This window comes from Massilia sp. WG5 (assembly GCF_001412595.2).
GTDB lineage: Bacteria > Pseudomonadota > Gammaproteobacteria > Burkholderiales > Burkholderiaceae_D > Telluria.
On record NZ_CP012640.2, the window covers coordinates 4,919,417 to 4,933,396 of the forward strand.

The 13,980-nt window shown below is 67.9% G+C and carries 15 protein-coding genes; 10 read left to right on the forward strand and 5 right to left on the reverse strand.

Annotation, left to right across the window (positions count from 1 at the left end; all coding sequences use genetic code 11):
* The first annotated feature begins 1 nt into the window (after position 1).
* From AM586_RS22015 to AM586_RS22040, 6 genes are all read left to right on the forward strand, one after another.
* Positions 2-1,633 (forward strand): ExeA family protein, encoded by a 1,632-nt coding sequence (locus AM586_RS22015; RefSeq protein ID WP_047825657.1) that lies wholly within the window; start codon positions 2-4, stop codon positions 1,631-1,633.
* A complete protein-coding gene (locus tag AM586_RS22020; RefSeq protein WP_047825658.1) occupies positions 1,634-2,428 on the forward strand; it encodes a general secretion pathway protein GspB in 795 nt (264 codons plus the stop codon).
* A complete protein-coding gene (gene mobB, locus AM586_RS22025) occupies positions 2,415-2,993 on the forward strand; it encodes a molybdopterin-guanine dinucleotide biosynthesis protein B (RefSeq protein WP_229411196.1) in 579 nt (192 codons plus the stop codon). Before AM586_RS22020 ends, mobB begins: the two co-directional genes overlap by 14 nt.
* Positions 2,994-3,034: 41 nt before the next feature.
* A complete protein-coding gene (locus AM586_RS22030; RefSeq protein WP_047825659.1) occupies positions 3,035-3,226 on the forward strand; it encodes a YjfB family protein in 192 nt (63 codons plus the stop codon).
* Positions 3,227-3,425: 199 nt separating this feature from the next.
* On the forward strand, positions 3,426-3,758 hold the full coding sequence (locus AM586_RS22035; RefSeq protein ID WP_047825660.1) for a DUF2282 domain-containing protein: 333 nt from the start codon (positions 3,426-3,428) through the stop codon (positions 3,756-3,758).
* 4 nt (positions 3,759-3,762) lie between these two features.
* On the forward strand, positions 3,763-5,436 hold the full coding sequence (locus tag AM586_RS22040; protein WP_047825661.1) for a DUF692 family multinuclear iron-containing protein: 1,674 nt from the start codon (positions 3,763-3,765) through the stop codon (positions 5,434-5,436).
* 21 nt (positions 5,437-5,457) lie between these two features.
* Here the strand turns inward: AM586_RS22040 and AM586_RS22045 are convergent, their stop codons facing one another.
* The 3 genes from AM586_RS22045 to fumC form a co-directional block, all read right to left on the reverse strand.
* Positions 5,458-5,748: a DUF883 domain-containing protein gene (locus tag AM586_RS22045; protein WP_047825662.1), complete on the reverse strand. Its 291-nt coding sequence runs from the start codon at positions 5,746-5,748 to the stop codon at positions 5,458-5,460.
* Between the two features lie 166 nt (positions 5,749-5,914).
* Positions 5,915-6,127, reverse strand: a complete 213-nt coding sequence (locus AM586_RS22050) for an RNA-binding S4 domain-containing protein (RefSeq protein WP_047825663.1) — start codon at positions 6,125-6,127, stop codon at positions 5,915-5,917.
* Between the two features lie 191 nt (positions 6,128-6,318).
* Positions 6,319-7,713 (reverse strand): class II fumarate hydratase, encoded by a 1,395-nt coding sequence (fumC, locus tag AM586_RS22055; RefSeq protein WP_047825664.1) that lies wholly within the window; start codon positions 7,711-7,713, stop codon positions 6,319-6,321.
* Between the two features lie 199 nt (positions 7,714-7,912).
* On the opposite strand from fumC, the gene AM586_RS22060 reads away from it, so the two are divergent.
* From AM586_RS22060 to AM586_RS22070, 3 genes are all read left to right on the forward strand, one after another.
* The gene (locus tag AM586_RS22060) at positions 7,913-9,061 is read left to right on the forward strand and encodes a hypothetical protein (protein ID WP_060566722.1); all 1,149 of its coding nucleotides are present in this window, start codon (positions 7,913-7,915) and stop codon (positions 9,059-9,061) included.
* Between the two features lie 366 nt (positions 9,062-9,427).
* On the forward strand, positions 9,428-9,808 hold the full coding sequence (locus AM586_RS22065; RefSeq protein WP_047825666.1) for a helix-turn-helix domain-containing protein: 381 nt from the start codon (positions 9,428-9,430) through the stop codon (positions 9,806-9,808).
* Between the two features lie 98 nt (positions 9,809-9,906).
* On the forward strand, positions 9,907-10,224 hold the full coding sequence (locus AM586_RS22070; RefSeq protein WP_047825667.1) for a multidrug efflux SMR transporter: 318 nt from the start codon (positions 9,907-9,909) through the stop codon (positions 10,222-10,224).
* On the opposite strand, the gene AM586_RS22075 is transcribed toward AM586_RS22070, so the two are convergent.
* Both AM586_RS22075 and AM586_RS22080 read right to left on the reverse strand, forming a co-directional pair.
* Positions 10,221-10,661, reverse strand: coding sequence for a GNAT family N-acetyltransferase (locus tag AM586_RS22075; RefSeq protein ID WP_047825668.1), 441 nt, complete (start codon positions 10,659-10,661; stop codon positions 10,221-10,223). The two genes, AM586_RS22070 and AM586_RS22075, sit on opposite strands and share 4 nt — an antisense overlap.
* 70 nt (positions 10,662-10,731) lie before the next feature.
* Positions 10,732-11,013, reverse strand: a complete 282-nt coding sequence (locus tag AM586_RS22080; RefSeq protein WP_047825669.1) for a flagellar protein FliT — start codon at positions 11,011-11,013, stop codon at positions 10,732-10,734.
* Between the two features lie 324 nt (positions 11,014-11,337).
* Here AM586_RS22080 and AM586_RS22085 point away from each other — a divergent pair, with 324 nt between their 5' ends.
* Positions 11,338-13,953 carry a M1 family metallopeptidase gene (locus AM586_RS22085; protein WP_047825670.1) on the forward strand — a complete coding sequence of 872 codons (2,616 nt, stop codon included), beginning with the start codon at positions 11,338-11,340 and terminating at the stop codon, positions 13,951-13,953.
* Positions 13,954-13,980 lie beyond the last annotated feature (27 nt).

Sequence of the window (13,980 nt, forward strand, 5' to 3'; positions counted from 1 at the left end):
TATGTACACCGATTACTTCAACCTGAAGCAACAGCCGTTCTCGATCGCGCCCGACCCGCGCTACCTCTTCATGAGCGAGCGCCACCGCGAGGCGCTGGCCCACCTGCTGTACGGGATCGGCAGCGGCGGCGGCTTCGTGCTGCTGACCGGCGAGATCGGCGCCGGCAAGACCACCGTGTGCCGCTGCTTCATCGAACAGGTCCCCGACAACTGCCGCCTGGCCTATATCTTCAATCCCAAGCTGACCGTCGAGGAACTGCTGCTGACGATCTGCGACGAATTCCGCGTCAAGCTGCCGCCTGCCTCCGCCGGCACGCTGGGCGTCAAGGGCTATGTCGACGCCATCAACGGCTATCTGCTGGACAGCCACGCCCAGGGCAACAACAACGTGCTGGTGATCGACGAGGCGCAGAACCTGTCGCCCCAGGTGCTGGAGCAGCTGCGCCTGCTGACCAACCTGGAGACCAGCGAGCGCAAGCTGCTGCAGATCATCCTGATCGGCCAGCCCGAGCTGCGCGCCATGCTGGCCCAGCCCGAGCTGGAGCAGCTGGCCCAGCGCGTGATCGCGCGCTACCACCTGGGCCCACTGTCCGCATCCGAGACCGGCGCCTACGTCGCGCACCGCCTGACGGTGGCGGGCGCGCATCCGGGCAACCCGATCCCGGGTTCGCTGGCGCCGCTGATCCACCGTCTCACGAACGGGGTACCGCGCCGCATCAACCTGCTGTGCGACCGCGCGCTGCTCGGCGCCTATGTCGAGAACAGCCGCGAGGTGACGCCGAAGATCCTGCGCCGCGCGGCCCAGGAAGTGTTCGCCGGCGAGGGACCGGCGCCAGGCGGACGCGCCGCGGCGCCGCTGCGCTGGCCGCTGGTGGCGGGCGGCGTGCTGGCCGGGGCCGCGATCAGCGCCGCGGCCTGGCAGGTGGTGCCGCATGCATCGGCGCCAGGGCCTGCCGTCGCGGTGACCGCCGCCGGCCCCCGTACGCAGCCGGCGGCTGCGCCATCGAAGCCGGCCGCGCCCGCAGCGGCGCCCGCCAAACCCCTGCTGCTGGCAACCCAGACCGAAGCCCTGCGCGAGCTCGGCACGCTGTGGGGGCAGCAGTTGCCGACCCAGGAACCCTGCCAGGGTGCGCCGAAGCTTAATTTGCGCTGCTACCAGGGCCGTGGCGGCCTGTACGAACTGCGCCTGCTCGACCGTCCGGCCATCGTCGCCCTGCACGACGGCCAGAAGCTCGGCTACGCGGTGCTCACCGCGGTCGACGAGAACAGCGCGACGCTGAGCGTCAACGGCCAGCGCCAGAAGGTCAGCCTGGGCGCGCTGGCGGCCCGCTTCGACGGCGAATACACGACCCTGTGGAAGGTGCCGCGCGCCTTCCGCGAGGAAGTCCATCCCGGCGACACCGGCGCGGACGTCGACTGGATCGCCGGCCGCCTGGCGGAATTGAACAAGCGGGAGGCGCCGCCCATCGCACAGCCGCTCGACGACGCCACGCGCCGCCTGCTGCGCGCCTTCCAGTCGAACCAGAACCTGAAGGCGGACGGCGTGGCCGGACCGCGCACCTACATGCGCCTGAACCAGCTGAGCGGGGTCGACGAACCGCGCCTGCTCGCCGCCAACGGGACGGGAAAATAAATGTCATACATCCTCGAAGCCCTCAAGAAAGCGCAGGCCGAACGCCAGCTGGGCAACGCGCCCACCATCCACGCGCCGCAGCCGGCGCAGGCAGCCGCACCGGGCGTCGCCGCCAGCCGCAAGCCGCTGCTGATCGGCCTGGGCGCGGGCGCACTGGTGGTCGCGGCCGGCGCGTTGTTCGTGTGGCAGCGCGGGCCGTCGCCGGCCGCGCCGGCAAGCGCGCAGCCGGCCAATGCGGCGCTCGTACCGGCCGCGCCGGCCGCCGGTCCGGCCGGGGTGCCCGCGTCGCCGGCGCGCGCCACCTCGCCGGGCGCCACCTCGCCGGGCGCCGCAGGCGCCGCGTCGACGACGCTGGAAGTGAGCGCGCCGCCAGCCCCGCCGCCGCCAGCACCGCATCCTGCCCAGGTGGCCGGCGCGCCCGCGCATCCCGCAGCCGCCGCAACTGGCAGGGCAGGGGCCGATGCCCTCGCTTCCGCCGCGCCGCCGCGTGCGCCGGCCACCGCACCGGCAATGCCGGCAGCGCCCGCGGCGGCGCGCGCGCCGGTGGCTGCTCCGGCCCCGGAAGACAGCCTGCCTTTCCTGCAGCAACTGCCGGACGCGGTCCAGCGCGAAGTGCCGCGCGTCAGCTTCGGCGGCTATATGTATTCGGCCAACCCGGCCGACCGCCTGCTGCTGATCGACAAGGCGCTGCGCCACGAAGGCGAGGAGGTCGCGCCCGGACTGTTCCTGGAAAAGCTGCTGCCGAAGGCGGCCGTGATGAATTACCGCGGGGTGCGCTATCGTGTCGCCTACTGACGCGGGCGGCGCGGTGCGCAGGCCGGCGCAGGGCCAGGTGCTGGGCGTGATCGGCTGGTCCGGCAGCGGCAAGACCACGCTGCTGGAATACCTGGTCGGCCAGCTCGCGGCGGACGGACTGCGCGTCAACATCATCAAGCACAGTCACCACGACATCGTGCTCGAACCGCCCCACAAGGACAGCGCGCGCCTGCGCACGGCCGGCGCGGGCGAGGTCTTGATCGCCTCTCCCTACCGCTTCGCGATCCAGCACGAGCTGCGCGGCGCGCCGGAGCCGACGCTCGAGGAGCACCTGGCGCGCCTGGCGCCGGCGGACCTGACCCTGGTCGAGGGCTATAAATGGGCGGCGATTCCCAAGCTCGAAGTGTTCCGTCCGGAACTCGGGCGCGCGCCCTTGTATCCGGACGATGCCTACGTGGCCGCGGTGGCCTCCAGCGTTTCCACACCGCCCGGCCTGGCTGCCGGCCTGGCCTGGCTCGACCTGAACGAGCCGGCGGCGGTTTTGCGGTGGATCAAGCGTCGCCTGGCGGACACGTCCTCAAGTTCCGGCCAGGCTTGCCGTTAAAACGGGATAAGCCGCATCAGGCCCTCACACAGGAGATCGTCATGGACGTCATGGGAATTGCCAAACTCGCCACCAGCATCGCCGACACCGGAATCCGGCAAGACGTCGGCATCGCCATGCTCAAGAAGGCACAGGACCTCCAGGCCGCAACCGCCACCCAGCTGCTGGACGCGGTGCCGCCGGCCCAGAACCTGCCGGCGCACCTGGGCAAGAACGTCAACACCACCGCCTGACACCCGCCCGGCCAGGGCGCCGTCAAAAAAACTGGCGAGCACGTCAACAGAATCGCTGTGCGGCGCGTTATCAAGTCCACGTACCCGGCGCGAGGGCAGGCCCATACAAAAGACCCGCTCTTGCCGCCACCATCGCTGCCACGCGCAGCCGCACAAGGCCGTCCCCGCCGGCGTACGCATTTCGAAGGAGATCCCACCAATGAATAAACGACAGGCACTCGTTGCCGCCGCGCTCGCGAGCGTGTGCGCCGCAAATGCATCGGCCCATGGCCAGATGGACATGCAAGCCAAGGGCGAGCAGGAAAAATGCTATGGCGTGGCGAAAGCCGGCCAGAACGATTGCGGCACCGCCACCCACGGCTGCGCCGGCCAGGCTGCGGTCGACAACGACCCGGCCGAATGGCGCAATGTTGCCAAAGGCAGCTGCGAAAAAGCCGGCGGCAAGCTGGACGCGCGGCAGCAGCAGCAGCAGCAGCAGGACAAGCAGGCTCGGCAGACTCGGCAGACCCAGCAGGCCAAACAGGGCAAGTAAGACCGTGGCGCAGGCGCATCCGGCATATCCGGTGCAAGGCGTCGGCATCGGCCTGCGCGTACCCCACTACCGCCAGCTGCTGGAGCAGCGCCCCGCGCTCGGCTGGCTTGAAGTCCACACCGAAAATTACCTGGCCCGTTCGGGCTGGGACTGGCATGTGCTGACATCGCTGCGGCGCGACTATCCGCTCAGCCTGCACGGCGTCGGCCTGGGCCTGGGCTCGGTCCACGGCTTTTCGGAGGCGCACCTGGCGCGCGTGCGCGAGCTGGCCGCGGCGATCGAACCGGCGCTCGTGTCCGAGCACCTGAGCTGGGGTGCGCTGCGCGACCGCCAGCTGAGCGACCTGCTGCCGCTACAGCTGGACGCGGCCAGCCTCGGCCTGGTCGCGGCCCGCGTCGAGCGGGTGCAGGACGTGCTGAAGCGCCGCATCCTGGTCGAAAACGTCTCCACTTACCTGCGCTTTGCCAGCGACGCCATGAGCGAAGCCGAATTCCTGGCCGCGCTGGCGCGCCGCACCGGCTGCGGCATCCTGCTCGACGTCAACAATCTCTACGTCAACCAATGCAACCACGGCGAGGATGCGATCGCAGCCCTCGACGCGCTGGCGGGCCTGCCGCCGGGGACGGTCGGCGAGCTGCACCTGGGCGGCCATCTCGTCACCGATCTTGCCGTCATCGACCACCACGGCGACCGCATCGCACCGCCCGTGTGGGCGCTGTACCGCGAGGCGCTGGTGCGCTTCGGCGCGGTGCCGGCGCTGGTCGAGTGGGATACCGATGTGCCGGCGCTCGATGTGCTGCTGGGCGAGGCGAGGGAAGCGCAAGGCATCGCGGCGGCAGTGGCGCCGGTTGGCATGCCGGCGCCGCCGGCTGCCATGCCGGCCTTGCAGCCGCTGGACACCCGCGCGCTGGACGAGCTTCAGCAGGCTTTCGGCGCGGCCCTGGCGGACCCCGCCCGGGATGCGCTGCTGGCGCCCGGGCTCAGGGGCGATGCCGGCCGCCTTGGCATCTACCGCGGCAACCTCGCGAGCGCCTCGCGGCGCGCGCTGGCGTCGGCGTATCCGGTGCTGCGCGCTCTGCTGGGCGACAGCCTGTTCGATGCGCTGGCGCGCGCCTACGGACGCGCCCATCCGGCCCGGGATCCGGACCTGAACCGCTTCGGCGACGGCTTCGCGGACTTCCTCCCGGACGAGGCCGGGCGCCCATGGCTGCCGGATCTCGCGCGGCTCGAATGGGCTGTCCACACTGCCTGGTATGCACCCGATGCGCCGGCATCGCTGGACGGCGGCCTGCTGGCCGTGCTGGCCCGCCTGAGCCCGCAGCAGTTCGAGGCCAGCCGCGCCGTCCTGCATCCTTCGCTGCGCCTGCTGGCCTCAGGCTGGGCCGTGGCGGCGCTGTGGCTGTCGCGCCAGCCGGACGGGCCGGCGGCGCCGCCGGCGATGCGGCAGGATAGTCACGCCCTGGTGCTGCGTGCGCGCTGGCAGGCGAGCGTGCGCGAGATCGGCCCGGCGGAATACGCGGCGCTGCTGCGGCTGGGGCAGGGAGAAGGTTTCGGCGCCGCCTTCGATGCGGCTTTCGACGTGGATGAGGAGGCGCCGATCGCGGCCTGGCTGGACGACTGGCTGAAGCGTGGCGTGGTGACGGGAATAGTCGAGGACACCGGCCCGCCTGCAGCATGAGGCAGGGCCGGCGCGGACCCCTCAGTGATAGCGGAAGGCGCGCAGGAGGCGTTCTTCGCCGGTCTGGTCGTGGTGCAGTTCGTTGGCGGCCCGGGTCGCTTCGATCATCCGGGATAGTTGTTCCTCCTCGAAACGGGCCAGTTCTTCATTGGCCGCATTCAGCGCCATGGCCAGCTTGGCGCGTGCACTCTGGTACACCACACCGGTGTAATGGTCGGTGTTCTTGAGCAGTTCTTCCGCGTTTTCGATAACGAGACGCAGGTCGCCGATGAGCCGCTGCTGCGTCACGGAGCTTGGGTCTGGGGTATCCATCTTCCTCACCTTTAGCCGTAGTACGTCTTCAATATAGAGAAGGAGGACTGCCCAAGTTTGTCTGCGCGCAAACGTCACCCCTACAGCCGGGGACGGCTAATCCGGTGCGCCCGGCAGGCGCGCCCAGCAGGACGCGCCGTTTATTCATGAGCTGGCAGGAACTTTTTTAGCGGACATTGATCCGCACATCGCCCACGCTCACGACCTGGCCGGCACGGATCTTCGCAGTCTTGCGCAGTTCCTTCTTGCCGTCGACCGACACCGCACCGCTGGCGACCATGATCTTGCCGGCGCCGCCGCTGTCGACAAAGCCGACGAGCTTGAGCAGTTGGTTGAGTTCGATGAACTCCGATGTCAGTTCAAAAGTTGTTGTTTGCATTCTATCCTCGGTTAAAAATGGGCGGCGTACTGTTGAGCCCGCTCCCTGAATGTGTCGCCCCGCCCTAAAGCGTCGCCCCCGCCCTAAAGCGTCGTCCCCGCGCAGGCGGGGACCCAAGTGCTGCATGCGTCACGTCGGCGCCGGCAAACTTGGATCCCCGCCTGCGCGGGGACGACGGGTACTGCCTGGTCTCAGCCCGGATCCGGCCGCGTCATTTCGATCGGCACGATCCACTGGTCGAATTGTTCCTCGTTGACGAAGCCGGACTGCAGCGCCGCCTGGCGCAGGGTCAAGCCTTCGTGCTGGGCAGTCTTGGCGATCTGCGCGGCGCGATCATACCCGATATGCGGGGCCAGGGCGGTCACCAGCATCAGCGACTGTTCCATCAGCTCGCCGATGCGCTTGCGGTTCGGCTCGATGCCCCGGGCGCAGTGCTCGTCGAAGGAACGCATACCGTCGGCCAGCAGGCGCGCGCTCTGCAGGAAGTTATGGGCAATCATCGGCTTGAACACGTTCAGCTCGAAATTGCCCTGCGAGCCGCCGACGGTGAGGGCGACGTCGTTGCCGAACACCTGGCAGCACAGCATCGTCATCGCCTCGCACTGGGTCGGATTGACCTTGCCCGGCATGATCGAGCTGCCCGGCTCGTTCTCGGGAATGGTGATCTCGCCGAGGCCGGAGCGCGGGCCGGAGGCCATCCAGCGCACATCGTTGGCGATCTTCATCAGGGCCGTCGCCAGGGTCTTGAAGACGCCGTGCGCCAGCACCATGGCGTCGTGGCCGGCCAGGGCCATGAACTTGTTCGGCGCACTCTTGAACTGCAGTCCGGTACGTGAGGAAATCTCGGCCGCGATCCGGTTCGCGAATTCCGGGTGCGCATTCAGGCCGGTGCCGACCGCGGTGCCGCCGGCCGCCAGCAGCAGCAGGCCGGGCAGGGCGGCCTTGAGCGCCTGCTCGGCGAATTCGAGCTGGGCGACATAGCCGGAGAATTCCTGGCCGAGCGTCAGCGGGGTCGCGTCCTGCAGGTGGGTGCGGCCGATCTTGACGATGCCGGCGAAATCGCGCGACTTCAGCTCCAGCGTGCCGCGCAACTTGGCCAGCGCCGGCAGCACGTCCTTGGCGACGGCGATGGCGGCCGCCACGTGCATCGCGGTCGGGAACATGTCGTTCGAGGACTGGCCCATGTTGACGTGGTCGTTCGGGTGCAGCAGGCGGCCTTCGCCGCGCTCGCCGCCCATCAGCTCGGAACCGCGGTTGGCCAGCACCTCGTTCATGTTCATATTGCTTTGCGTGCCGGAACCGGTCTGCCAGACCGACAGCGGGAATTCGCCGGGATGCCGTCCCTCCAGCACCTCGTCGGCGGCGCGCATGATGGCGTCGGCCTTGTCCTGCGGCAGCTTGCCGAGCGAGCGGTTGACGGCGGCGGCGGCGCGCTTCACCTGGGCCAGCGCGGCAACCAGCTCCGGCGCCATCTTCTCGGTCGAAATGTGGAAGTGATGCAGCGAGCGCTGGGTCTGCGCGCCCCACAACTGGGCACTCGGCACGTCGATCGGGCCGAAGCTGTCCTTCTCGATCCTGTTTTCCATAGACAGTCCTGACTTTTTGTTAGTAGGGAAACATCAAAGAGCGGCTAACAAAAGTTCCAGGGCAAGGCGTACTGTCGAAGACAGTACGCTGCTACGGCGAGACGGTGCAACGCAGCCATGGGGCTTTTGTTAGGTGCTCTTCTAAAGAGTGTACCGCAATGGCCGTTAATGACGTTCAGGCTTCGAATTCCTCACGCTTATGCTCCGCTCCTCCCGCCATCTGCTGTCCATGCTGCTCCTTTCCAGTGCCCTTGGCGCCGTCCATGCCGCCGAACTGGGCGAGGCGCGGGTGGCGTCCCACATCGGGCAGCCGCTCGTGGCCGACATCGAGCTGGTGATGATCGACGACCCGGCAAGCAGGGTGTCCGCGCGCGTGGCCAGCCGCGAGGTCTACAATGGCGCCGGCATCGCCGTGCCGCCGGCGCTGGCGGGCGCGAACCTGTCGGTGATGCAGCGCGACGGCCGCCAGTTCCTGCACGTGACCTCGCTGCGGCCGGTCGACGCCGACCACCTGCACCTGTACCTGGAACTCATCGACAAGGGCCAGCGGACGGTACGCCTGGCAACCCTGTGGCTGACGCCGGATCCGAATCCGGCGCCGGCGCCTGTCCCGGCGCCGCCCCTGGTGACGCAGGCCGAGCCGCCACCGGCGCCTGTCCAGGCCGCAGCGCCCGTGCCGCCACCCAAGGCCATCGTCGTACCGGCGCCGCGGCCGCCCGCGGAACGCAAGGCCGAGGCTGTCCACGCGGAACCGCACACCACCAGGGCCGCGCCTGCGCCCCGGCCCCTGCCCATCCGCGCGCCACAAGCCGGCGCGCCGGCGGCCTGCGCGCTGCAGGCCGAGCAGGCCAAGGTCTGCGCCGCCCTCGACGGCAAGAACGCCGCGCTCAAGGCGCAGATCGGCGTGCTGGAATGGAAAGTCAAATCGCTGCAGACGGCCCTGGGCGCAGCGCCGGGCGTGCCTGCTCCCGCGCCTGGCCCGGCGGCCCAGGCGACCCAGGCGGCCCAGGCGACCCAGGCATCCCCGCTGGCCCCGGCTGCCGAGCCCGCCCACGAGCCGCCCAAGCCAAAACCCATCAGCGCCATCAAGCCGCTGGTGCCGCACAAGCCGAAGGCGCCGCCCGAGCCGGAGGCCGGTGCGCCCTGGGGCTGGATCGGCGCCGGGGCGGCAGTGCTGCTGGCGCTGTCGGGCGCCTTCCTGCTGCTGCGCCGCCGCGCGCGGACCGTGCGGAATGTCGACATCCCGCCCGCGCCGCGCCTGGTCGACAGTCTGCGCCGGCGCTTCGCCGCCCGCTCGAAACCGGCTGCCGCGGACGCGCCGGAAGCGGCCGAGCCGACGCTCGAATAGTCGCGCACAAACTCGTCTACACAAGTTCAGGAATTGCGTTATACTGACTCGCATGTGATCTAAATGATCACGAAAACGGCTCAGGATCCGGCGCAGCCACCACCGATAGCGTGGCGCGAAAACCGGATGATCGTTGAGGAAACGCCTGTACCCGGAAGCGGTTTTCCTGCCTGCAGTGGCAGGTGAACGCCGGATGCAACCGGCAAGAGGCGACGCCAGGGGATGCCTGGTGCTCGCTCTCTGCAATACCCCGAAACCCGCCCGGATTTTCCGTAGCGGGTTTTTTCTTGCCTGCGCACGCTTAGACAGGCGAACGGCCGGGTTCGTTCATATGGCTTAGGATGTCATTATTGGCAAGGAGAGATAATGAACAACGTCCCCCCAGGCCACGCGCTGCGTGGCGACGTGTTTTCCGAAAGCTGCCCTTCGCGCGAGGTGCTCAAGCATGTGACCAGCCGCTGGGGCATGTTGCTGCTGGTGGCCCTCGGCGACGGCGCCCAGCGCTTCGGCGAACTGCGCCGCAAGGTCGGCGGCATCAGCGAAAAGATGCTGGCCCAGACCCTGGTCTGGCTGGAGCAGGACGGCTTCGTACAGCGCATCGCCCACCCGATGGCGCCGCCACGGGTCGAGTACCGCTTGACGCCGCTGGGAGAAGAGATCAGCGGCAAGATGCGCGATCTGGCGGAGTGGCTCGAAGAAAACCTGGGGCCGGTGCTGGCAGCGCAGCGCAGGCCCCTGGCCGGCTGAGCGGCCGGTCGGGGTATCGGCTAGAATAGCCGCAGAAGGACGACCTTCCCCCTGTCGGGAACACATGCGGGACGGCCCGGCTTGTTGGAGAAGCCGCCATGGCCTGGATCCTGCTGATTGTTGCCGGTCTGTTCGAAATCGTGTGGGCGTATGCGATGAAGCGCTCGGACGGGTTCACCCATCTCACGTATTCCCTGATTACCATCGTCACGATGATGGCGAGCTTCGGCTTGCTGTCCCTGGCGATGCGATCCCTGCCTTTGGGCACCGCCTATACCATCTGGACCGGGATCGGCGCCGTTGGCGCCTTTGTCGTCGGCATCGCCTTCCTGGGCGAGCAGTTCAGCCTGCTTCGCCTGTGCGCCGCCGTCCTGATCGTCGGCGGGCTGGTGCTGATGAAGCTGTCGAGCCCTTAAGCCGGATGCGCGTCAAGGAATCTGATGAGTGCGTAACGTGCACCGCCAGGCGGGAAATCGGCGATCCGGCTCGCCACCGTATAGCCGAGTTTCTCGTAGAACGGAAGGGCCTGAAAACTCAGGGTTTCGAGAAACACCCTTGGGCATTGGCGACGCAATGCCTCTTCTTCGGCGCGGCGCATCAAGACGGTGCCGTAGCCTCGTCCCCGAAGCGCCTCGGCCATCCACAGGGCCTGCACCTGCAGCCAGCCAAGATAGGTGGCGCCGACCAGTCCCCCGACGACCTGCTGTTCCTTGTCGCGGACGATCAGGACGAGGTAGTTCGGCGTATCGCCATTTGCTTTCGACTCGTTGTACTCAGTCAGTCCCTTGATGACCGCGCCCATGTCGCCGTGCTTCAGTTCGGTCTGGAGTTCGATCGCGAATTCGTCGTGCATCACATGCTCCTTGGCAACAAAAAACCCCTGGAACGCGAGTTGCAGGGGTTTTCATGGGGAAGGGGAGGGCTCAGTGCGCGCTCATCGCCCGTTCGAGCTGGCCGTGCCACGGCTCGGTCACGTCGCGCACGGCGCGATCGTTGGCCATGATCTGCTTGAGCAGGTCGATCTTGCGCAGGCGCTGCGCGCCTTCCAGGGCCGGCACGCCCGACTTGGTGGCGCTTGCCTGCAGGGCGCATTGCGTTTCCAGGCGGGCCACACCATCGAAGTCGCCGTCACGGGCGGCAACCGCCATGCGGCCGCTGAGGGCGGCGATGTTTTCGTACATGGCGAGGACTTCGTTAGGCGTCATAGTGCACCAGCGCATATAAATTCCGGCCGAATTGCCGGGTATCTGGGTCGTTATCGGCGCCGCTTTTAGGAACTTTAGGGTTTTCAAAAGATTTTTTTCAAAATTTTTTCGATGACAAGATTCTGCCCGTTTCCTGTTTGACGCAGCGCACGGAGCAGATGGCCCAAACACGACCTATTCCCCGGATAGTGCAATCCAGCCCGGCTTTTTGCACCCTGTCGCAATCCTGTCATATTTGCCATCCCGGCCGCTTATAGTGCAGGCTGGATCGGTGCGCCACAGCAGCGCCGACGATAACAAGACAGAGAGAAGGGAGAAAAGTCCATGAGACGATTCCAGGCGCTCGGCGCAAGCGCGCTTGCCATTGCCGCCATCGGCGTTCATGCCGAGGCACCATATTCTTTTGACAAGACGCCGGGCAAGCTGCCCAAGGACGTCATTCCGGTCGAGTACCAGGCCCACCTGGCGCCGGACCTCGACGCGAATACCTTCCGCGGCGACGAGACGATCGAGATCGAGGTCCTAAAGCCGACCTCGACCATTATGCTGAACGCGGCCGCGCTCGAGATCGACAGCGCCAGCCTGACGGGGAAGGGCATCAAGGCGCTCAAGCTGGCGCCGGTCCTGGACGACCGGCAGGAAACCCTGCGCTTCACCCTGCCGACCCAGCTGGCGCCGGGCCGCTACCGTCTCGCGCTGGTTTTTCGCGGCCGGATCAACCGCGAAGGGCGCGGCCTGTTCTACGTAAACTACCAAGCGGGCAAGGCCGACAAGAAGCTGATCGCCACCACGATGGAGCCGACCGACGCCCGCCGCATGTTGCCGACCTGGGACGAGCCGTCCTTCCGCGCGAAGTTCCGCCTGTCGGTGGACCTGCCGGCCGGCCTCAAGGCTTACTCGAATACCCCGGTCGACAGCCTGGCGCTGCTTGCCGGCGGCAAGCAGCGCATCAGCTTCAAGCCGACCCCGAAGATGCCGAGCTACCTGGTGGTGCTGGCGGCCGGCGAGTTCGAGCGCATCAGCACGAAGCAGGACGGGGTCGAGATCGGCGTCGTCACCACCGAGGGCAAGAAGGAGAAGGGCGCCTTCGCCCTGAGCGCCAGCCGCGAGCTGCTGCACTTCTATAACAATTACTTCGGCGTTTCCTACCCGCTCGCCAAGCTCGACCAGATCGCGATCCCGAACGGCTTCAACGGCGCGATGGAGAACTGGGGCGGCATCGTCTACAACGAAACGGCCCTGCTGTACGATCCGAAGACCAGCCCGGAGCACGTCAGGCAGATGACCTTCTCGGTGAACGCCCACGAGATGGCGCACCAGTGGTTCGGCAACCTGGTGACCATGGCCTGGTGGGACAACCTGTGGCTGAACGAGGGTTTCGCTTCCTGGATGGCGTCCAAGGCCACCGACCACTTCCATCCGGAGTGGCGGCCCTACCTGGCCAACATCGGCGACCGCGAGCGCGTGATGAACCTCGACGCGCGCAAGACCACGCACCCGATCCAGACCCCGGTCGAGACCGAAGCCCAGGCCGCCGACGCCTTCGACGACATCACCTACGAAAAGGGCCAGGCCTTCCTGCGCATGCTCGAGGCCTACCTCGGCGAGGACGCCTTCCGCAAGGGCATCCGCGCCTACATGGCGAAGCACCAGTATTCGAACACCACATCGAGCGACCTGTGGACGGCGCTCGAGCAGGCGTCCGGCAAGCCGGTCGGCAAGCTGGCCTCGGACTGGACCACCCAGCCGGGCTTCCCGCTCATCAAGGTCGAGCAGGCCTGCGAGGACGGCAAGCGCCGGGTGACCCTCAGCCAGCAGCAGTTCCGCCTGGACGAGCCGGCCCTTGATAAGCGGCTGTGGAACGTGCCGCTGCAGGTCGGCATCGTGAACGGCAAGGCGCTGACCACGCTGCTGAGCGGCGCCTCTGCCCGCGTGACGCTGCCCGGCTGCGAAGGCACGCTGGTGGTCGACCCGCACAGCGTCGGCTACTTCCGCATCCAGTACGACCGCGCCAGCTTCGACGCCCTGGCCGGCCAGGCCGCGCGCCTGCCGGACGCCACCCGCCTGAAGCTGCTGAACGACACCTGGACCCTGGTCACGGCCGGCAGCATGCCGCTCGACGCCTGGCTGAAGCTGGCCGGCGGCCTGCGCGACGAGCCGCGCCTGGCGGTCTGGGAAGCGATCCTGTCCGACCTGAACTTCCTGGACTCGCTGGCGCGCGGCGAACCGGAGCGCCCGCAGCTGCGCCGCTTCATCGCCGGCTTCGCCAGGCCGAAACTTGCCAGCCTCGGCTGGGAGGAGAAAGCCGCTGAAAGCGCCGAGGACGCCCAGCTGCGTGCGCTGCTGGCCGGTTTCATGGCGCGCAATGGCGACGACGAGGCGATCGCCCAGGCGCGCCGCCGCTTCCAGCGCTGGATGACGGATCCTGCCGCGGTCAGTCCGGCGATGATCGGCTTCGTGACCTCGGCGGCCGGCCGCTACGCCGACGCCCCGACCTTCGCCGCCATCGCCCAGCGCCTGGCCGCGACCCAGGACAACGAGGAGCGCTCGCGCCTGACCGGCGCCCTGGTCCAGGTGCAGGATCCGGCGCTGGCCGGCAAGGTCCTGCAGATGGCGCTGGCGCCATCCACGCCGCCGACCATGGTCGCGCGCATCGTGCAGGGCGTGGGCCGCGAGCACCCCGACCAGGCCTGGAACTTCGCCGTCGCCAACCGCGAACAGCTGATGAAGACCCAGGATTCGGTCAACCGCAACCGCGCCTTCCCGGGCATCGTCGCCGCCTCGTCGAACGCCCAGGACGCCCAGCGCATGGAAGACTTCGTCCGCCAGAACTTCGAAGCCGACGCGCAGGTCGAAGCGCAGCGGGTCGCCAGCGGCATCCGTGTGCGCGCGGCCCAGAAGGCGCGCCTGCTGCCGCAGGTGCGCGAGGCGCTCAAATGAACACCAGGTACTACAATAAGACGATCA

Bases quoted from the DNA above. Each gene is read 5' to 3' on its own strand.
- AM586_RS22050 (WP_047825663.1), bottom strand. From the start codon at position 6,127: ATGCAAACAACAACTTTTGAACTGACATCGGAGTTCATCGAACTCAAC.
- AM586_RS22075 (WP_047825668.1), bottom strand. From the start codon at position 10,661: ATGCACGACGAATTCGCGATCGAACTCCAGACCGAACTGAAGCACGGC.
- AM586_RS22080 (WP_047825669.1), bottom strand. From the start codon at position 11,013: ATGACGCCTAACGAAGTCCTCGCCATGTACGAAAACATCGCCGCCCTC.
- AM586_RS22070 (WP_047825667.1), top strand. From the start codon at position 9,907: ATGGCCTGGATCCTGCTGATTGTTGCCGGTCTGTTCGAAATCGTGTGG.
- AM586_RS22045 (WP_047825662.1), bottom strand. From the start codon at position 5,748: ATGGATACCCCAGACCCAAGCTCCGTGACGCAGCAGCGGCTCATCGGC.
- AM586_RS22060 (WP_060566722.1), top strand. From the start codon at position 7,913: ATGCTCCGCTCCTCCCGCCATCTGCTGTCCATGCTGCTCCTTTCCAGT.
- AM586_RS22085 (WP_047825670.1), top strand. From the start codon at position 11,338: ATGAGACGATTCCAGGCGCTCGGCGCAAGCGCGCTTGCCATTGCCGCC.
- AM586_RS22030 (WP_047825659.1), top strand. From the start codon at position 3,035: ATGGACGTCATGGGAATTGCCAAACTCGCCACCAGCATCGCCGACACC.
- fumC (WP_047825664.1), bottom strand. From the start codon at position 7,713: ATGGAAAACAGGATCGAGAAGGACAGCTTCGGCCCGATCGACGTGCCG.
- AM586_RS22035 (WP_047825660.1), top strand. From the start codon at position 3,426: ATGAATAAACGACAGGCACTCGTTGCCGCCGCGCTCGCGAGCGTGTGC.
- AM586_RS22020 (WP_047825658.1), top strand. From the start codon at position 1,634: ATGTCATACATCCTCGAAGCCCTCAAGAAAGCGCAGGCCGAACGCCAG.
- AM586_RS22065 (WP_047825666.1), top strand. From the start codon at position 9,428: ATGAACAACGTCCCCCCAGGCCACGCGCTGCGTGGCGACGTGTTTTCC.
- AM586_RS22015 (WP_047825657.1), top strand. From the start codon at position 2: ATGTACACCGATTACTTCAACCTGAAGCAACAGCCGTTCTCGATCGCG.